Genomic DNA, 17,944 nt, shown 5'->3' with positions numbered 1-17,944 from the left:
AGGTAGGCGTCCTTGAGCCGGTGGATGCCGAGCACCGGGTCGACTCCGCCGGGATCGAGGTCGAACGTCCAGCTGTCGGCGTCGTGCGTGGGGCCGGGCAGGCCGATGCTGAGGGCGTCCTCGAGGCCGAGCAGACGGCGGACGATGAGGGTCCGGTTCGCCCACGGGCACGCGCGGGCCGCGACGAGCCGGTAGCGGCCGGCCTCGACCGGGTAGTCGCCCTCGCCCGCGTCGCGGGTGATGCGCGTCGTGATGTAGGTGGAGTCGCGCGTGTACTCCTTGCCCTTGCTGGAGTAGACCCCGCCCTTGCTGTGCTCCTCGTGGTCGGCCATGGCCCCACGGTAGCGGGGGCCTCCGACAGCGGGTGGCATGCTGGAAGCCGTCACGACCGAAGGAGATCGTCATGGAACGCACGCAACTGGGCCAAAGCGACGTCATGGTTCCCCCGCTGTGTCTCGGTGGGATGAGTTTCGGGGAGGTGCTGCCCGACTCGCACCAGTGGACCGTCGACCAGCCCACCACCCAGGCGATCATCCAGCGCGCACTCGAACTGGGCGTCAACTTCATCGACACCGCCAACGTGTACGCGCGTGGCACCAGTGAGGAGTTCATCGGAGCCTCGCTGGCGAACCTCGGCGTGCCCCGCGAAGACGTCGTTCTGGCGAGCAAGGTGTACTTCAACGAGGGGAAGCTGTCCCGCGCCGCCATCGAGCGGGAGATCACGGCGACCCTCCAGCGGCTCGGCACCGACTACCTCGATCTCTACATCATCCATCGCTTCGACTACGACACCCCCATCGAAGAGACCATGGAAGCTCTGGACGCCCTCGTGCAGGACGGCCGCGTCCGCGCGCTCGGGGCCTCCGCCATGTACGGCTACCAGCTGCACACGATGCAGGCGGTGGCCGACGCGCACGGCTGGACGCGCTTCGCCAGCATGCAGAACCACTACAACCTCCTCTACCGCGAGGACGAGCGCGAGCTCATCCCCGTGTGCCGGCAGTTCGGCTTGGCCCTGACGCCCTACAGCCCGCTCGCGTCGGGGCACCTCACCCGCCCGACGTGGGACTCGGACTCGGTGCGGTCCACGACCGATGCGGTGATGAAGTCGAAGTACGACCGCGTTCGCGAGTTGGACATACCGATCATCACGCGGGTGGCGGAGGTCGCGGAGCGCCTCGGCGTCCCCATGGCCGATGTCGGCCTCGCCTGGCATTGGGCCCGGGGAGTGACCGCACCGATCGTCGGCTGCTCGCGCCCGAGCCGCGTCGATGACGCCGTTCGTGCGCTCGACGTGACGATCACCACCGAGGATGTGGCGTACCTGGAGGAGCTCTACCTGCCCCACGAGCTCGTCGGGCCCTTGGCCCGCCCGGGGGAGAAGGAACTCGCCGGGACGACGGTGGCGGCGGGCGACAAGCGCTGACGCCGGGGGCGCAGGTGCGCCCTCGGGGCCTCAGAGGCGGCGCAGGACGGCTCGGGCGCTGAGGTCGTCGATGACGAGGTCGGTGGCGACACCGGCCCGCAGGGCCCCGACGATGGCGGGGGAGCGCTGGGGATCCGCGGCGACGCACAGCCGACGCGGCACGCGCCGGAGTTCCGTCGGCGTCAGTCCCGTGGCGCGCGCGTTCGCCTCGATGTCCGCGAAGGTTCCGTCCTCGCGGAGCAGGACGGTGCAGATGTCACCCACCACACCGTCCGCGACCAGGGCGGCATGGTCGGCGTCGTCGAGGTAGCCGGCCGAGTAGACGTGCGACGGGATGCCACCCGTCAACGACCCCACACCGAACACGGCGATCTCCAGGTCGGACAACAGGTCGAGCACGTGCCGCACCGATCGCTCCCGCCACATCGCGGCCTTCGTGTCCGCATAGTCGAAGAAGGCAGGCACCGGGAAGAGCACCACCTCCGAGTCGAAGGCGTCGCCGATCGACTGCAGGATGCTGCGGATGTACGGCACCCCCGAGGACCGCTGGTTCGCGCCGCCGTTCATCTGCACGATCGTGCTGCCGGACAGGGGCCGACGCGGCAGGTGGCGCGTGAGCGCCGCCATCGTGACGCCCCACGCCACCCCGATCACCTGGTTGTCGGAGACGACATCGGCGAGAAGGTTCGCCGCCCGCTGGGCGACCTGCTCGATCCGGGTCGGCAGCGAGGACGTGGCGCGCACGGGAACCAGGTGCACGGTGATGCCGAATGCGTCCGCGAGGGCGCGGGAGGTGGGCGACTGCGAGCCGGCGGCGTCCGCGATCGAGATCCGCACCAGACCGCTCTCGCGCGCCTCGGCGAGCAGCCGTGACACCGTGGACCGCGACACGTCGAGGCCCCGCGCGATGCTCTGCATCGTCTCGCCCTGCAGGTAGTACTGCGTTGCGGCCTGATAGGCCTGTTCGTAGCGGTTGTTCATCCCCCACCTCGTTCGTGCACGTTCGTGCATAAGCGTGACGCATCCGTTCAGTCCGCTGCAAGATGTTGCCCGACGGCCCTGATCCAGAGCCCCACCGACGCAAAGGAGCGAGCATGTCCATCCCGGCCCTCAACCCCACCCAGCGCGCGACCGACCGCGCCGCGCTCGAGGCCGAGCCGTTCGACATCCTCGTCATCGGCGGCGGCGTGACGGGCGCGGGCTCCGCGCTGGACGCCGCCACGCGCGGCCTGTCTGTGGCCATCGTGGAGGCGCAGGACTGGGCGTCCGGCACCTCCAGCCGCTCCAGCCGCCTCATCCACGGTGGTCTGCGCTACCTCTACAACCTCGACTTCGCCCTCGTCGCCGAGGCGCTCGCCGAGCGCGGCCGGCTGCTCACCAAGCTCGCCCCCCACCTCGTCAAGGCCCAGCCGTTCCTCTGGCCGCTCAAGCAACGCGTCATCGAGCGCGCCTACTCGGCCGTCGGCGTCGGCCTCTACGACGTGCTGGCGGTGGCCGGCGCGGGCGGGCGGAAGACCGTGCCGATCCAGAAGCACCTCACCAAGGAGGGCGCCAAGAAGCACTTCGCCGACGTGCGCGACGACGCCCTCATCGGCGCCATCGAGTTCTACGACGCCCGCGTGGACGACTCGCGCATGGTGATCAACCTGGTGCGCAGCGCGGTCCGCTACGGAGCCCGCGCGGTGTCGCGCGCCGAGGTCGTCGGCCTGCTGCAGAACCCCGACGGCCGCGTCACCGGTGCCCGCGTGCGCGATCTGGAGGACGGCCACGAGTTCGAGGTGAAGGCACGAGCCGTCATCAACGCGACCGGGGTGTGGACCGAGACGACGCAGGCGTACGCGAAGACCGACAAGGGGCTCAAGGTGCTCGCCAGCAAGGGCATCCACATCGTCGTGCCCCGCGCGCGCATCAACGCCCGCTCGGGCATGTTCCTGCGCACCGAGAAGTCGGTGCTCTTCATCATCCCGTGGCGCCACTACTGGGTCATCGGCACCACGGACACGGCTTGGCACGAGCAACTCAAGCACCCTGTACCCACCAGCGCGGACATCGACTACGTGCTCGATCACGCCAATGCCGTCCTCTCGGCCAACCTGACCCGCGACGACATCATCGGCACCTATGCGGGCCTCCGCCCGCTCCTGCAACCGGTCGGCTCCGACGAGGCCAAGTCGGCCAAGGTCTCCCGCGAACACACCACGCTCGAAGCGGCCCCCGGCCTCACCGTGATCGCCGGCGGCAAGTACACCACGTACCGCGTCATGGCGGCCGACGCCGTCGACGTCGCCCTCGGGAAGGCCCGCGCCAAGGAACTCCCGTCGATCACGACCGACGTCCCGCTGCTCGGCGCCGACGGCTTCGAGGCCTACGAGCGCCGCGGCGCCGCCATCGCCCAGCAGTACGGCTGGACGCCCGACCAGATCGCCGACCTGCTCGACCGCTACGGCTCTGAGTTGCCCGCCCTGCTCGCGCTCGTCGACGAGGACGCCAGCCTCGGTCGGCCGCTGGCCGCCTCCGACTGGTACCTGCGGGCCGAGGTCGCGTTCGCGTGCCGCTACGAGGGTGCCCTGCACCTCGAGGACATCCTCATCCAGCGCATCCGCCTCAACTCCACCACGCCCGACCGCGGGGCCTCCGCGGTCGACGAGGTCGCCGAGATCGCCGCCCCGCTGCTCGGCTGGGACGACGCCCGAACCAGCGCCGAGAAGGACAACTACCGCGCCCGTGCGGCAGCGGAGGTGGCCGCCCAGAACGAGCCGACGGACGCCGCGGCGTCCCAGGCCCGCACGCAGGCCGAGGATATGGTGCCCTCGGACCTCTAGTCCCACCGGACGCCACCGGCGTCCGGCCCACAAAGAAACAACAACCCGGGAAGCCTCCCCGCGTGGGGAGGCATGGAACAGGCACCAACGCGGGTGCCGGAAAGTGAGCTCTCGTGCTCGGAACCATCTTCCTCTCCGAGACCGTCGGGACAGCGATGCTGCTCCTGCTCGGTGGCGGCGTGGTGGCCAACAACATCCTCCCGAAGAACAAGGGCAACGGCACCGGCTTCCTCATGGTGAACTGGGGCTGGGGTCTGGCGGTCTTCGCCGGCGTGTTGGCGTCCTACAAGTCGGGCGGGCACCTGAACCCGGCCGTCACCCTGGGTCTGGTCGCCTCGGGCGCCACGGAGTTCGTGCCCGGCGTCCCCGTCGACGCCGTGTCGATCATGACCTACATCGGCGCCCAGCTGCTCGGCGCGTTCATCGGTGCCGTCCTCTGCTGGTTGGCCTACAAGAAGCAGTTCGACGAGGACGCCCCCGCCGGCTTCAAGCTCGGCGTCTTCTCGACCGGACCCGAGATCCGCAACCCCCTGTGGAACGTCGTCACCGAGGCCATCGGCACCTTCGTGCTCGTCTTCGTCGTGATCGCCGCCGGCAAGTTCTCCGGCGCGGGCGCCACCCCGGTGGCCAACCTGGGCTGGCTCGGCGCCCTCGGGGTCGCCCTGCTGATCGTCGGCATCGGCGCCTCGCTCGGTGGCCCGACCGGCTACGCCATCAACCCCGCCCGTGACCTCGGCCCGCGCATCGCGCACGCCGTGCTGCCCATCCCGGACAAGGGCAGCTCCGACTGGGGCTACTCCTGGGTCCCCGTCGTGGGCCCGATCATCGGCGGCGTCGTCGCCGGCCTGCTGAGCGGCGTCCTGCTGCCCTGACGCAACCCACCGCGGGCCGGACGCCGACGGCGTCCGGCCCGCCTCACCCCAGCAACCACAACGAGCCACAACACAATGAGGTGGAAGGAACACCATGGCTGACAAGTACGTCCTCGCGATCGACCAGGGCACCACGAGCTCGCGCGCGATCATCTTCGACCACTCCGGGCGCATCGTGGCCACCGGCCAGAAGGAGCACGAGCAGATCTTCCCGAAGGCGGGCTGGGTCGAGCACGACCCCAAGGAGATCTGGGAGAACATCCGTGAGGTGGTCGGCATCGCGCTGGCGCACGCCCAGGTGAATGCGAGCGACCTCGTCGCCGTCGGCGTCACGAACCAGCGCGAGACGGCGATGGTGTGGGACAAGAGCACCGGCGAGCCCGTCTACAACGCCATCGTCTGGCAGGACACCCGCACCGACAAGATCGTCAAGGAACTCGGAGGCGGAGACGACGACAAGTACAAGGCAAAGGTGGGTCTGCCGCTGGCCACCTACTTCTCGGGGCCGAAGGTGAAGTGGATCCTCGACAACGTCGAGGGTGCGCGCGAGAAGGCCGAGGCCGGCGATCTGATCATGGGCAACATGGACACGTGGGTCATCTGGAACCTCACCGGCGGCCCGGACGGCGGCGTCCACGTGACCGACGTCACCAACGCCTCGCGCACCATGCTGATGGATCTCGAGACCCTGCAGTGGGACTCCTCGATCGCCGCCGACATGGGCATTCCGATGTCGATGCTGCCCGAGATCAAGTCCTCCTCCGAGGTCTACGGCGAAGGCCGCGAGCGGGGGCTGCTGGGCGGCGTCCCGATCGCGGGCGACCTCGGCGACCAGCAGGCGGCCACGTTCGGGCAGGCGGCGTTCGAGGCCGGCATGGCCAAGAACACCTACGGCACCGGCTGCTTCATGCTCATGAACACGGGCGAGGAGATCGTGCCGAGCAAGAACGGCCTGCTCACGACGGTCTGCTACAAGATCGGGGACCGTAAGCCGATCTACGCGCTCGAGGGCTCCATCGCCGTCACCGGATCGCTGGTGCAGTGGCTGCGCGACAACCTGAAGATGTTCTCCTCCGCCCCGGAGATCGAGGAGCTCGCGGCGAGCGTCGAGGACAATGGCGGTGCGTACTTCGTGCCGGCGTTCTCGGGCCTGTTCGCGCCGTACTGGAAGTCGGACGCCCGCGGTGCGATCGTCGGCCTCACCCGCTACGTCAACCGCGGTCACATCGCCCGCGCCGTGCTCGAGGCGACGGCCTACCAGACACGTGAGGTGCTGGACGCCATGGAAGCCGACTCCGGCGTCAAGCTGGCCGAGCTGAAGGTCGACGGCGGCATGACGGCCAACGACACGCTCATGCAGTTCCAGGCCGACATGCTCGGCGTGGACGTGGTGCGCCCGGTGGTCGCGGAGACCACGGCGCTCGGCGCGGCGTACGCCGCCGGTATCGCCGTCGGGTTCTGGGACGGCGAACAGGACGTCATCGACAACTGGGCCGAAGACAAGCGCTGGACGCCGTCCATGGACGAAGGCGAGCGCGAGCGCCAGTACCGCCTGTGGAAGAAGGCCGTGACCCGGACCTTCGACTGGGTGGACGACGACGTCAACTGACGTTCGGCGAGTGCTGGGGCGCCGGCCCGCTCCTTCTGCGGAAGGGGCGGGCCGGCGTCTTCGTCCGTGGCTTGGGTCGGTGCGGTCGGGCACCGCTCAGGACAGGGCTGTGTGCATCCGGATCATCTTGACCTGGGCCGCTTCATCCTCGGTGCCCACCACCCGGTGGGCGCCATCCGGCGCCCAGCCGGCGGAGGCGAGGAACGCTCGCAGTGGATCGTCGGTCGAGCGCACCCACCAGGTGGCCCGGCTGAACCCGTCGGCGCGCAACGTGTCGGCGACGGCGTTCAGGAGGCGGGATCCGTGCCCGCGACGCTGGGCCGGCGGGTCGACGACGAACTCAGCGACGAGACCGTCGGAGGCCTGGTCGGCGTCGGCGTCGTCCGACGGGCCGACGGCCGCGAAACCCACGACGCGGGCGTCCGAGATCGCGACCAGGACGCGCATGGTGGCCAGGGGCGGCCTGGTGATCGCGACCGCCCACGAGTGGGCCATCGTGGCGAGGTCGACGCTCCGCAGGATGTGCGCCGACACGTCCGGAGGCAGCAGTTGCTCCCAGCTGCGCCGTTGCACAGCGGCGATCCGTTCCGCCTCGGCGGGCAACGCGAGGCGGCAGGCGTCGGGGGTGCGGGGTGTGTCGGTCACTGCCCCATGCTAACGGCGGCGTCGGCGTCCGGGCCCGCAGACCCCGTGTGACGGTTGGGGGCCACCCCTGTGCGGCAGTCGGGGCTCACGAAGAGGGCGCCACAGCGCCCTAACCGTGAGCCCCAACCGCAACACGGGGGTCGGGTCGGTCGGGTCGGCGGGGCGGGGCGGCGGGCGCGTGGGTGGAAGGAGGTCGGCAAAGGGACGACGTGCATCATGCGGACGCCGCCGCTCGCCTACGACGCGGCGTCGTAGGCTCCCGGTGCGACCCCGGGACGGCCGGGCGTCCTCACGGGAAGGCAGGCGTCGATGCAGACGGCCAGGCTGCTGAGCGGTAACGAGGCGATCGCGCACGGCGCGTACGAGGCCGGCGTGAGGGTGGGGTGCGGCTACCCCGGCACGCCCTCCACCGAAATCCTCGAATGGCTCGACCACTACCCGGGCGTGTACACGGAATGGTCGGTCAACGAGAAGGTGGCCCTCGAGGTCGGCTACGGGGCGGCGCTCGCGGGCGGCCGGGCGCTGGTCACGATGAAGCACGTGGGTGTCAACGTGGCCGCCGACCCGCTGTTCACGGCCGTGTATGCCGGGGTGAAGGCTGGGCTCGTGGTCGTCACGGCCGACGATCCGTCCATGCATAGCTCGCAGAACGAGCAGGACAACCGCAACTACGCCGTCGCCGCCAAGATGCCGATGTTCGAGCCGTCTGACTCCCAGGAGGCGCGCGAGCAGGTCGGCTGGGCGTTCGACCTCTCCGAGGAGTTCGACACCCCCGTCTTCCTCCGGGTCACGACGCGTCTGTCGCACTCCAAGTCGCTGCTCGCCGATGCGGTCTCGCTCGCCTCCCCTCGCCGGACGCGGCCGCTCGCGCCCGGCTTCGACCCCGATCCCGCCAAGTACGTGATGATCCCCGGGCACGCGCGCCGCCGCCGGGAGGCCTTGGCCGCGCGCTGGCAGCGGCTCACCGACGCCGTCGAGACCCACCCTGCCAACCGCATCGAACCGGGCACGTCCGGCGTGGGCGTCATCACGTCCGGCATCCCGTACACCTACGTCAAGGAGGTCATGCCGGACGCCGCCGTCCTCAAGCTCGGCATCGTCCACCCCCTGCCGCGGCGGATGATCGAGGACTTCGCCGCGTCGGTCGACACGCTCTACGTCGTCGAGGAACTCGACCCGGTGATCGAGACCCAACTGCGCGCCTGGGGCATCGACTGCCACGGCAAGGACACCTTCCCCGCCATCGGCGAGTTCTCCCCGGACGTCCTCCGCGCCAGTCTCGGCCTGGCACCCGCCACCACGAAGGCACCCGCGGTGGACGTGGCGCCGCGGCGTCCGGGCCTGTGCACCGGCTGCCCGCACGACCACGTGTTCACCGAGTTGCGCCGCACGGGCATGGTGATTTCGGGCGACATCGGGTGCTACAGCCTCGGCGTCCTGCCGCCGTACTCGGCCATGGACACCCTGCTCGACATGGGCGCCAGCCTCACCATGGCCCAGGGCATGGACGTCGTGCTCGGCCACGAGGGCGGGCAGAAGGTGGCGGCCGTCATCGGCGACTCGACGTTCGCCCACTCGGGCCTCACGGGCCTGCTCAACGCCGTCTGGAACAAGCGCGACGGCCTCTACGTCGTGCTCGACAACGGCACCACTGCGATGACCGGCATGCAGCCGAACCCCTTGTCGGGCCTCAGGATCGGGCGTGAGGAGGCGCCCAGCGTCGACTACCTGCTGCTGGCGAAGGCGTTCAACATCCCCGATGCGCATGTCCTGCTCGTGGACGCCTACGACGCGGACGCCATCTCCGCCGGCATCGCCCAGTTGGCCGGACGCGACGGCGTCCGGCTGCTCGTTGTGGTCGGGCTGTGCCTCATCGAGGGACGCAAACTCAAGAAGACCGGTCACCTCGCCGACACGAAGGAGCATCGGCGCACGATGCTGACCCTCACCCCGAAGGAGCCTGCGCATGCGTGAGCCATTCAACGTGCTGCTCGTGGGGGTGGGCGGTCAGGGCATCGTGCTGGCCTCGGACATCCTCGCCGAGGCGGCGGCGCGCTCCGGTCTGGACGTGAAGAAGAGCGAGATCCACGGCATGTCGCGCCGCGGCGGGCCGGTGTTCGCTCATGTGCGGTTCGGTCCCAAGGTGTGGTCACCGGTGATCGCGCAGGGCGAGGCGGACGTGATCTGCGCCCTGGAGCCCATGGAGTTGCTCCGGTGGGCCCCTTGGGCCGCCCCGGACGCCGCGGCCGTCTACCTGGGCGTCGCGATGCTCCCCGTCGGCGTGGACGCCTACCCCGAGGGTCTCGCCGCCGATCTCGGTCGCCTCTTCGGACGCCTCGTCGCGGTGACGGCGTCCGACCTCAGGCAGGCCCGGGTGGCACCAAAGGTGCGCAACACCGCCCTGCTGGGGGCGGCGTCCGTGTTCACACCCCTGGACGCCGACGCCTACGCCGGCGCGCTCGCGGAATGCAGCCCGCGGGGCACTTACGAGACCAACCTGGCGGCGTTCGAGGCAGGGCGGGGCCTGGCGCAGGCGAACCAGAAGGAGACAGCCCGTGTCGAGTGAGACCCTGACGCGTGTGGCCATGTGGAACGAGGCGGCGCAGACGATGCCTCGCGCGGCGCTGCGGCAGCTGCAGTCGGACCGGCTGGGGGCGCTCGTCGCCACGCTGCACTCCAGCGTGCCGTTCTACCGCGACCGGCTCGACCTGTTCGGGGTCAGGCCCGCCAGCGTGACCTCGATCGACGATCTCGCCGGCCTGCCGTTCACTGCGAAGGACGACCTGCGCCAGGTGTACCCGTTCGGGCTGCTCGCCGCGCCCAAGGAGGACATCGTCGAGGTCCACATGAGTTCGGGGACGACGGGGACACCGGTGGTCGGGGCGTACACGGCCGCCGACCTGCGCCTGTGGGGCGACGTGATGGCGCGCACGCTCAACATGGGCGGCGCGACGAGCAGCGACATCATCCAGGCCGCCTACGGCTATGGGCTGTTCACGGGCGGCCTCGGGGTCCATCACGGCGGCATCGCGCTCGGGGCGATGGTGCTGCCGATGTCGAGCGGGAACTCGGCGCGCCAGCTGGCGACGATGCGCGACTTCGGGTCGACCGTGCTCGCGTGCACGCCGTCGTACGCGCTGTTCCTCGCCGAGTACGCCCGCGAGCAGGGCATCGATCCGCGGCAACTGCCGGTCCGGATGGGCTTCTTCGGCGCCGAGCCATGGTCGGACGCGATGCGCGCGCAACTCGAGGAGTCGCTCGGCATCAAGGCCTACGACATCTACGGTCTCACCGAGATCATCGGCCCCGGCGTCGGCGGCGAATGCGAGGCCCAAGACGGCCTGCACCTCTTCGAGGACGTCTTCTATCCCGAGATCATCGACCCCGAGACCGGCCGGCCGCTGGGGCCGGGCGAGAAGGGCGAGCTCGTCCTCACGACGCTCACCCGGCAGGGCTCGCCGGTGCTGCGCTACCGGACGCACGACATCACCTACCTCATCGACGAGCCGTGCCCGTGCGGCCGCACGACGCGGCGGATCCACCGCCTCATGGGCCGCAACGACGACATGCTCATCATTCGCGGCGTGAACGTCTTCCCGCGTCAGGTCGAAGAGGTGCTGCTCAGGATCGACGGGGTGGAGCCCTACTACCGGCTCATCGTCGACCGGCAAGGTGCGATGGATTCCATCGACGTCGAGGTCGAGATGAGCGAAGCCCTGTTCACCGACGAGATCGGCGATCTCGTCGCGCTCGAGCGGCGCATCGAGGCCGACCTCAAGTCGGCGCTCCTCATCCAGACGCGCGCCCACCTCGTCAACCCGAAGACCATCGAGCGCAGCGAAGGCAAGGCGAAGCGGATCATCGATCGGCGCGCCGTGCCGACGTCGGCCTGACAGGCTGGGGCAGGGAAGGAGATGGCGATGATCCTGCGGCAGGTGTCGGTGTTCCTCGAGAACCGCAACGGCCAAGTGGCCCCCGTCATGGCGAAGCTGGCCGAGGCGGGCATCAACCTCAAGGCGGTGGCGCTGGCGGAGTCGGAACGGTTCGGCATCCTGCGCCTCATCGTCGACGATCCGGACGCCGCCGCCGCGCTCGTGCGCGGCATGGGGATCACGGTGCAGGTCGTGTCGGTGTTCGCCGTCCGGGTGGCGCACCGGCCGGGCGCGCTGGCCGAACTGCTGGCCCTGTTCGACGGCACCGACGTGAGCCTGCGGTACCTGTACACCGAGTTCGCGGCCGGAGACGAGGCCATGCTGCTCATGCGGCTGCAACCGGAGGACGAGGCGTCGCGGCTGTTGGCGGCGGCGGGGTACTGAGCGTTCCCGGTGGGCCGCCGACGCGCGCGGGGGTTGAGCGTTTGGTTAGGGTGGTCGGGTGCGTGAAGCCCTGAAGAACCCCCCGAAGCTCGCCCCCGACACTCTGCGCGTCATCCCGTTGGGGGGTCTCGGCGACGTCGGCCGGAACATGGCGTCCTTCGAGGTCAACGGCGAGATCCTGCTCGTCGACTGCGGCGTCCTGTTCCCCGACGAGACCCACCCGGGCGTGGACCTGATCCTGCCCGGCCTGCACCTGCTGGAAGGTCGGCTCGACCGCGTCGTCGGGTTGGTGTTGACGCACGGACACGAGGACCACATCGGCGCCGTGCCCTACCTGCTGCGGCGGCGTCCCGACATTCCCGTGTTCGGATCCAAACTGACCCTGGCGCTGGTCCGGGAGAAGCTGAAGGAACACCGACTGCGCGGCTTCGACCTGCGCGAGATGCGCGAGGGCTCCGAGACGACGGTGGGGGGCTTCGACCTGGAGTTCCTGGCCGTCAACCATTCGATCCCCGATGCGCTGGCGGTGCACATCAAGACGGTCGCGGGCAACGTGCTGCACACCGGCGACTTCAAGATGGACCAACTGCCTCTCGACGGCCGCCTGACCGACCTGCGCGGTTTCGCGCGGATCGGCGAGCAGGGGCTCGACCTGTTCATGGTCGACTCCACCAACGCCGAGACGCCCGGCTTCACGACGCTCGAGAAGGACATCGCGCCAGCGATGGAGCGGGTGTTCTCCCGGGCGTCCGGGCGGTTGATCGTGGCGTGCTTCGCCAGCCACGTGCATCGCGTCCAGCAAGTGATGGATCAGGCCGTCAAGCACGGCCGCAAGGTGTGTTACGTCGGCCGATCGATGGTGCGGAACATGACGATCGCGGCCGAACTGGGCTACCTGAAGGTGCCGGGCAACACGCTGATCGCGCTCGACGACCTGGACAAGTTCGCCGACCACGAGGTCGTCATCATCTCGACGGGCTCGCAGGGAGAGCCGCTGAGCGCACTGTCGCGGATCGCGAACCACGAGCACCCGGTCATCACGGCGGGGGAGGGCGACATGGTGCTGCTCGCCTCATCGCTGATCCCGGGGAACGAGAACTCGGTGTACCGGGTCATCAACGGGCTCGTGAAGAACGGCGTGAAGGTGGTGCACAAGGGCAACGCGCTCGTGCACGTGTCGGGGCACGCCAGCTCGGGCGAATTGCTCTACTGCTACAACCTCGTGCAGCCGCGGAACGTGATGCCGGTGCACGGCGAGGTGCGGCATCTGGTGGCCAACGCCGAGTTGGCCGTGGCGACGGGCGTCCGGCGGAAGAATGCGATCGTCGTCGAGGACGGCGCCGTCGTCGACCTCCGCGACGGCCAGGCCCGCGTCGTCGGACGCCTCGAGTGCGGCTACGTGTTCGTGGACGGGGTCACGGTGGACGCCGTCGGCGCCTCCGAGCTCGATGACCGCCGCGTGCTGGGCGAGGAGGGCTTCATCTCCGCGATCGCCGTGGTCAACCTGCACTCCGGTGAGCTCGTGGAGGGGCCGATCATCTCCGCGCGCGGCTTCGTCGGGGCCGACGGCATCTTCGACGACATCACCGCCGAGGTGGGCGACGGGCTGCGCGAGGCGCTGGTGGAAGGGGCCGACGACACGCACCAGCTGCAGCAGGTGATGCGCCGCCGGATCGGGCGGTGGGTGAGCAAGAAGTACCGGGCGCGCCCCATGATCGTTCCCGTCGTCATCGCCACCTGAGCCGCCTGGGCTGGGCGGACGCCGATTTCTCGTCTGCGGGGCCGTCGGCTACCATGGATGGGTTCCGTTTTCCCGACGGGTCCCCGGCGCGCGTCGCGCCGGATCCGCAATCGCAAGGAGATCAGCCATGGCCGCCGTGTGCGACGTCTGCGCCAAGAAGCCGACCTTCGGCCACAACGTGCCCTGGTCGAAGAAGAAGACCAACCGTCGTTGGTCGCCCAACATCCAAAGCGTCCGCGCCGTCGTCAACGGGGGCACCAAGCGGATCAACGTGTGCACCGCCTGCATCAAGGCCGGCAAGGTCGCACGCTGACCCGGGCACTTCCCCACACCCCTGCAAGGCCCGCCGCGGCGGGCCTTCTGCATGTCCGGACGCCGCAGGACCGTCCGCCACCACCCGTAGGATCGGGCCCGTGGAACCCCTGAACGGCTGGCGGACGGCGGCGTTCGCCGAGACGAACGCCCCCGTGCACACGATCCTCGGCGACAAGACCGCCAAGCTGTTCGCCGCGCTCAGGGTCGAGACCGTCGGCGACCTCCTGCGTCACCTGCCCCGTCACTACCTCTCCGGTACCGAACTCACCGACCTCGCCACCCTCGAGGAAGGCGAGCACGTGGCCGTCATGGCGAAGGTCGCCAAGACCGAGGTGAAGCGCAATGCGTCGGCCGCCACCCGGTCCCCGCGCTCCAGCAACTCCCGTCTCGAGGTGGTGCTCACCGACGGTTCCGGGCGCCTCCGCGTCACCTTCTTCGGCAACGAGCGTCTCGTGAAGTGGTGGGAGACCCAGCTGAACCTCGGCGTCCGCGGCATTTTCGTCGGGAAGGTCGGCAGTTTCCAGAACCAGCTCCAGATGACCCACCCCGCCTTCGTCATGCTTGACGCCGCCGGAAAGGTCGTCGGCCGCTCCGAGGAGAAGCAGCGCATCGCGGAGCTGTCGCGCTCCGGCATCGTCGGGCTCTACCCGGCCACGGCGAAACTGCCCACGTGGCACATCGCCGAGTGCATCCGGTTCGCGTTGTCGACCCTGTCCGCCACCGACGATCCCTGGCCGGCCTGGGTCACCGACCAGGCCGGCGTGTGCGGGTGGGCGGACGCCTTCACCTTCGTTCACCGCCCCACCACCCCCGCCGAGATCGAGACCGGCCAGAACCGCCTCCGGTTCGACGAGGCCTTCGCCACCCAGCTCACCATGGCCTACCGGCGTGCCGAGAACGCCAAGGCGGCAGCCGGGCCGCGCCGGCGGCGTCCGAACGGGCTCCTGGACGCCTTCGACGCGCGCCTGCCGTTCCCGCTCACCCGGGGGCAGGAGGCCGTCGGTGAGGAGATCTTCGCCGACCTGGCCCGGGTGCAGCCCATGCAGCGCCTCCTGCAGGGCGAGGTCGGCTCGGGCAAGACGCTGGTCGCCCTGCGGGCCATGCTGACGGTCGTGGACGCCGGCGGACAGGCGGTCCTGCTGGCGCCGACCGAGGTGCTCGCCCAGCAACACCACGGCACCATCGCGGGGATGCTCGGCGAGCTCGGCCACGGCCGCGTGCTCGGAGCGCCGGACGAGGCGACCGACGTGGTTCTCCTCACCGGCTCGACGCCCGCCGCGCAGCGGAAGGCGACGCTGCTCAAGATCGCCTCCGGCGAGGCGGGCATCGTCGTCGGCACGCACGCCCTGCTCGCCGACCTGGTGCAGTTCGCCGATCTCGGGCTCGTCGTGATCGACGAACAGCACCGCTTCGGCGTGGAGCAACGGGCCCGGCTCACCGACCGGTCGGCCACCAAACCGCACATCCTCGTGCTCACGGCGACGCCGATCCCGCGGTCGGTAGCGATGACGGTGTTCGGCGACCTGGAGGTCTCCACGCTGGCCGAGCTGCCCGGCGGGCGCGCCGACGTCGCGACCACCGTCGTCAACGCCCTCTTGCAGCCCACCTGGGTGGACCGCGCCTGGCAGCGAGTCGACGAGGAGGTCGCCCAGGGGCGGCAGGTCTTCGTGGTCGCCCCCCACATCGGCGCCGACGGCAGCGACGGTGGCGTCCTCTGGCTCGCCGACCTGCTCGCTCGTGGGCCGCTGCGCGATCGTCGCATCGCCGTGCTGCACGGCCAGCTGGCCGCCGACGCCAAGGAACAGACGATGGCGGCCTTCGCGGCCGGCGAGGTCGACGTGCTCGTCTCGACGACCATCATCGAGGTGGGCGTGGACGTGCCGAACGCGTCGATGATGGTCGTCTGGGACGCCGACCGCTTCGGCATCAGCCAGCTCCACCAGCTGCGAGGGCGCATCGGGCGCGGTCAGCACCCGGGGGTCTGCCTGCTCATCAGCCGCATCGACCCGCACGCGGACGCGTGGAACCGTTTGGAGGCCGTGGCGTCCACCCGCGACGGGTTCACGCTCGCCGAACTGGACCTCGCCCAGCGCCGCGAGGGCGACGTGCTCGGCGCGGATCAGTCGGGGGGACGCTCGACGCTGCGGCTCCTGCGCGTCCTCGACCACGCGGACCTCATCTCCGCAGCACGCGTCGTCGCGGAAGAGGCGGTGCGCCGGGACCCGGACTGCACGACCCCCGGCTTCGCGGACGCCGTCGCGCAGACCAACCTGCTCGCCGGCGGGGAGTGGATCGAGCGCAGCTGAGGGCCTGAGGTCAGCCCAGCTGGGCGAAGTCCTCGGGGGCGTCCCCGAACGTGAAGGTGCGGCCGGTGATCTCAGTGACGGTGAGGCACAGGAAGTGCGCCTTGATGGTGCCCACCCACGGGCGCAGGGGCAGCGCCGCGGCGTACGCGATCTCGTCGGGGTCGTCGAGTTCGCGGAGCGTCCCGTGTGCGACGACGCTGATGCCGGACGCCGCATCCCAGCGGTCCACCTCGAACGCCGCCTTGCCGCCGATCGTGGCGGCCAGGAGTTTGCTGCCTTCGGCAGAGCGGAAAACGAGCGTGTCGGCGTCGACGACGTAGTTGATGGGGAAGATCTCGGGGGCGCCCGCGAACACAACAGCGAGCCGTCCGACCTCGTGACGGGCCAGTTCCTCCCACGAGGCGGCCTCGTCCAAGACGTCGATCGGGTTCGATCCGGCAGGGGTCATGGTTCATCGTGCCTTGCCGGGCACTAGCCTGACCAGAGTGAGCCGCATCATTGCCGGCCGGGCGGGCGGCCAGCGACTGGCCACCCCGGCGCACGACCGCACTCGCCCGACCTCCGATCGGGTGCGCGAGTCGGCGTTCAATCTGATCGCCGACTGGGCGGGCACCACGGGCGAGCCGGCCGACGAGATGCTCGAGCGATTCAGTTTCCTCGACCTCTACGCCGGCACGGCAGGGGTCGCGCTCGAGGCAGCCAGCCGCGGGGCCGGCCCGGTGGTCGCGGTGGAGCGCGACCCAGCGACCGCAGCGCTCGCGCGCACCAACGTGAGGGCGACCGGGCTCGCCGTCCAGGTGGTCGCCGCCGCCGTCGAGGGCTATCTGGTGGGCGGGGGGCGTCCGTTCGACGTGGTGTGGTTCGATCCGCCCTACGACGTGCCGAACCGCGTGGTGGAGCGGCAGGTCGGGCTGGTGGCGGCGTCCTGGCTGGCGCCCGACGGGCTCGTGGTGGTGGAGCGCTCCGCCCGCGACATGCCGTTCGCATGGCCCGATGTGCTGGGGGCGCGGTGGCATCGGCGGTACGGTGAAACAACCTTGTACTTCGCGACGAAGGAGCCGGCATGAGGGCGGTCTGCCCCGGATCGTTCGACCCGGCCACGCACGGCCACCTCGACATCATCGAGCGGACCGCCACGTTGTTCGAGCACGTGCTCGTCGCCGTGGGGCGCAACAGCGCGAAGAACTACCTGTTCGATCCGGACGAGCGGGTGGACATCCTGACCGAGGCCACGGCCCACCTGCGCAACGTGGCGGTGAAGCCGTTGAGCGGCCTCCTGGTCGACTACTGCCGCGACGAGGGCGTCGACGTCGTGGTGAAGGGGCTGCGGTTCGCGAGCGACTTCGAGTTCGAACTGCAGATGGCGCAGATGAACCATGCGTTGAGCGGCATCGAGACGGTGTGCCTGCCCACGGCGGCGCGCTGGGCCCACGTCAGCTCCACGATGGTGCGCGAGATCGCCCTGCTGGGGGGCGACGTCACCTCGTTCGTGCCCGTGGGCGTGGCCGAACGCATCCGTGCCAAGGTGGCCGGACGCAACGAAGGGAGCCAGCGATGACCGCATCCGCCGAGACGATCGCGCAACTCCGCGACATCGTCACCAGCGCGAAGTCCGTGCCGATGAGCGCCTCCTGCATGGTCAACCGGGCCGAGGTGCTCGGCCTGCTCGACCGTCTGGACGCCGCCGTGTCCGCCGAGTTCGCCGATGCGAGTTCGCTGCTGGGCGAACGCGAAGCCACGCTCGATCAGGCGCGCCAGGAGGCCGAGCAGATCCTGGCCGACGCCCGCGCCCGCGCGGAGGGGCTCGTCGCCGAGGAGGCCGTGCACGTCGAAGCCGCCGAGCGAGCCGAACGGTTGACGTCCGAGACCGAGTCCGAAGCCGAGGAGATCAA

The 17,944-nt window shown here is 70.1% G+C and carries 16 protein-coding genes and 2 pseudogenes; 14 read left to right on the top strand and 4 right to left on the bottom strand.

The genetic code is table 11. The features are described 5' to 3' along the window. Positions 1 to 332 (bottom strand): annotated as a pseudogene (locus Q1K57_RS07880) (glutathione S-transferase family protein); the annotation flags it as partial. Positions 333 to 403: 71 nt separating this feature from the next. Here Q1K57_RS07880 and Q1K57_RS07875 point away from each other — a divergent pair. Beyond that, positions 404 to 1,426, top strand: a complete 1,023-nt coding sequence (locus tag Q1K57_RS07875) for an aldo/keto reductase (RefSeq protein WP_300080651.1) — start codon at positions 404 to 406, stop codon at positions 1,424 to 1,426. A 30-nt stretch (positions 1,427 to 1,456) separates the two neighbouring features. Here the strand turns inward: Q1K57_RS07875 and Q1K57_RS07870 are convergent, their stop codons facing one another. Beyond that, complete coding sequence (locus Q1K57_RS07870) at positions 1,457 to 2,407, bottom strand: sugar-binding domain-containing protein (protein WP_300080648.1); 951 nt, start codon at positions 2,405 to 2,407, stop codon at positions 1,457 to 1,459. 113 nt (positions 2,408 to 2,520) lie between these two features. Between Q1K57_RS07870 and Q1K57_RS07865 the strand changes: the two genes are divergently transcribed. The 3 genes from Q1K57_RS07865 to glpK all read left to right on the top strand — a co-directional run bounded on the left by Q1K57_RS07865 (position 2,521) and on the right by glpK (position 6,729). Continuing rightward, a complete protein-coding gene (locus Q1K57_RS07865; protein WP_300080645.1) occupies positions 2,521 to 4,248 on the top strand; it encodes a glycerol-3-phosphate dehydrogenase/oxidase in 1,728 nt (575 codons plus the stop codon). A gap of 113 nt (positions 4,249 to 4,361) precedes the next feature. Continuing rightward, complete coding sequence (locus Q1K57_RS07860) at positions 4,362 to 5,120, top strand: MIP/aquaporin family protein (RefSeq protein ID WP_300080642.1); 759 nt, start codon at positions 4,362 to 4,364, stop codon at positions 5,118 to 5,120. Positions 5,121 to 5,214: 94 nt separating this feature from the next. After that, positions 5,215 to 6,729, top strand: a complete 1,515-nt coding sequence (gene glpK / locus Q1K57_RS07855) for a glycerol kinase GlpK (protein WP_300080640.1) — start codon at positions 5,215 to 5,217, stop codon at positions 6,727 to 6,729. Positions 6,730 to 6,825: 96 nt separating this feature from the next. Here the strand turns inward: glpK and Q1K57_RS07850 are convergent, their stop codons facing one another. After that, positions 6,826 to 7,374 carry a GNAT family N-acetyltransferase gene (locus tag Q1K57_RS07850; RefSeq protein WP_300080638.1) on the bottom strand — a complete coding sequence of 183 codons (549 nt, stop codon included), beginning with the start codon at positions 7,372 to 7,374 and terminating at the stop codon, positions 6,826 to 6,828. 309 nt (positions 7,375 to 7,683) lie between these two features. Here Q1K57_RS07850 and Q1K57_RS07845 point away from each other — a divergent pair, with 309 nt between their 5' ends. The 7 genes from Q1K57_RS07845 (at position 7,684) to Q1K57_RS07815 (ending at position 16,052) form a co-directional block, all read left to right on the top strand. Continuing rightward, entirely contained in the window at positions 7,684 to 9,348 is a 1,665-nt protein-coding gene (locus Q1K57_RS07845) for a thiamine pyrophosphate-dependent enzyme (RefSeq protein WP_300080636.1), read from the top strand. Further along, on the top strand, positions 9,341 to 9,940 hold the full coding sequence (locus Q1K57_RS07840; protein WP_300080635.1) for an indolepyruvate oxidoreductase subunit beta: 600 nt from the start codon (positions 9,341 to 9,343) through the stop codon (positions 9,938 to 9,940). The genes Q1K57_RS07845 and Q1K57_RS07840 overlap by 8 nt, the downstream gene beginning before the upstream one ends. Further along, positions 9,930 to 11,267, top strand: coding sequence for a phenylacetate--CoA ligase (locus Q1K57_RS07835; protein ID WP_300080634.1), 1,338 nt, complete (start codon positions 9,930 to 9,932; stop codon positions 11,265 to 11,267). Before Q1K57_RS07840 ends, Q1K57_RS07835 begins: the two co-directional genes overlap by 11 nt. A gap of 27 nt (positions 11,268 to 11,294) precedes the next feature. Beyond that, complete coding sequence (locus Q1K57_RS07830) at positions 11,295 to 11,690, top strand: hypothetical protein (RefSeq protein ID WP_300080632.1); 396 nt, start codon at positions 11,295 to 11,297, stop codon at positions 11,688 to 11,690. Positions 11,691 to 11,748: 58 nt separating this feature from the next. Further along, a complete protein-coding gene (locus Q1K57_RS07825; protein ID WP_366525355.1) occupies positions 11,749 to 13,431 on the top strand; it encodes a ribonuclease J in 1,683 nt (560 codons plus the stop codon). 127 nt (positions 13,432 to 13,558) lie between these two features. Beyond that, complete coding sequence (gene rpmB / locus Q1K57_RS07820) at positions 13,559 to 13,744, top strand: 50S ribosomal protein L28 (protein ID WP_300080630.1); 186 nt, start codon at positions 13,559 to 13,561, stop codon at positions 13,742 to 13,744. 100 nt (positions 13,745 to 13,844) lie between these two features. Beyond that, positions 13,845 to 16,052, top strand: a complete 2,208-nt coding sequence (locus tag Q1K57_RS07815; protein ID WP_300080628.1) for an ATP-dependent DNA helicase RecG — start codon at positions 13,845 to 13,847, stop codon at positions 16,050 to 16,052. A 10-nt stretch (positions 16,053 to 16,062) separates the two neighbouring features. Here the strand turns inward: Q1K57_RS07815 and Q1K57_RS07810 are convergent, their stop codons facing one another. Further along, a complete protein-coding gene (locus tag Q1K57_RS07810) occupies positions 16,063 to 16,500 on the bottom strand; it encodes a pyridoxamine 5'-phosphate oxidase family protein (RefSeq protein ID WP_300080626.1) in 438 nt (145 codons plus the stop codon). 37 nt (positions 16,501 to 16,537) lie between these two features. Between Q1K57_RS07810 and Q1K57_RS07805 the strand changes: the two genes are divergently transcribed. The 3 genes and pseudogenes from Q1K57_RS07805 to Q1K57_RS07795 all read left to right on the top strand — a co-directional run. Beyond that, entirely contained in the window at positions 16,538 to 17,119 is a 582-nt protein-coding gene (locus tag Q1K57_RS07805) for an RsmD family RNA methyltransferase (RefSeq protein WP_300080624.1), read from the top strand. Next, complete coding sequence (coaD, locus tag Q1K57_RS07800; RefSeq protein WP_300080622.1) at positions 17,116 to 17,610, top strand: pantetheine-phosphate adenylyltransferase; 495 nt, start codon at positions 17,116 to 17,118, stop codon at positions 17,608 to 17,610. Before Q1K57_RS07805 ends, coaD begins: the two co-directional genes overlap by 4 nt. After that, positions 17,607 to 17,944, top strand: a pseudogene (locus Q1K57_RS07795) (hypothetical protein); the annotation flags it as partial. The gene coaD and the pseudogene Q1K57_RS07795, both read left to right, overlap by 4 nt.

The sequence above is a fragment of the Propioniciclava sp. genome (assembly GCF_029977985.1).
Taxonomy (GTDB): domain Bacteria; phylum Actinomycetota; class Actinomycetes; order Propionibacteriales; family Propionibacteriaceae; genus Propioniciclava.
The sequence above is the reverse complement of the archived record's forward strand: the minus strand, read 5'-3'. Positions and strand labels throughout refer to the sequence as shown.

What these genes read in the sequence shown, in the direction of transcription:
- Q1K57_RS07875 (WP_300080651.1), top strand. Translation starts at nt 404, where the DNA reads ATGGAACGCACGCAACTGGGCCAAAGCGACGTCATGGTTCCCCCGCTG.
- Q1K57_RS07870 (WP_300080648.1), bottom strand. Translation starts at nt 2,407, where the DNA reads ATGAACAACCGCTACGAACAGGCCTATCAGGCCGCAACGCAGTACTAC.
- Q1K57_RS07865 (WP_300080645.1), top strand. Translation starts at nt 2,521, where the DNA reads ATGTCCATCCCGGCCCTCAACCCCACCCAGCGCGCGACCGACCGCGCC.
- glpK (WP_300080640.1), top strand. Translation starts at nt 5,215, where the DNA reads ATGGCTGACAAGTACGTCCTCGCGATCGACCAGGGCACCACGAGCTCG.
- Q1K57_RS07845 (WP_300080636.1), top strand. Translation starts at nt 7,684, where the DNA reads ATGCAGACGGCCAGGCTGCTGAGCGGTAACGAGGCGATCGCGCACGGC.
- Q1K57_RS07840 (WP_300080635.1), top strand. Translation starts at nt 9,341, where the DNA reads ATGCGTGAGCCATTCAACGTGCTGCTCGTGGGGGTGGGCGGTCAGGGC.
- Q1K57_RS07830 (WP_300080632.1), top strand. Translation starts at nt 11,295, where the DNA reads ATGATCCTGCGGCAGGTGTCGGTGTTCCTCGAGAACCGCAACGGCCAA.
- rpmB (WP_300080630.1), top strand. Translation starts at nt 13,559, where the DNA reads ATGGCCGCCGTGTGCGACGTCTGCGCCAAGAAGCCGACCTTCGGCCAC.
- Q1K57_RS07810 (WP_300080626.1), bottom strand. Translation starts at nt 16,500, where the DNA reads ATGACCCCTGCCGGATCGAACCCGATCGACGTCTTGGACGAGGCCGCC.
- coaD (WP_300080622.1), top strand. Translation starts at nt 17,116, where the DNA reads ATGAGGGCGGTCTGCCCCGGATCGTTCGACCCGGCCACGCACGGCCAC.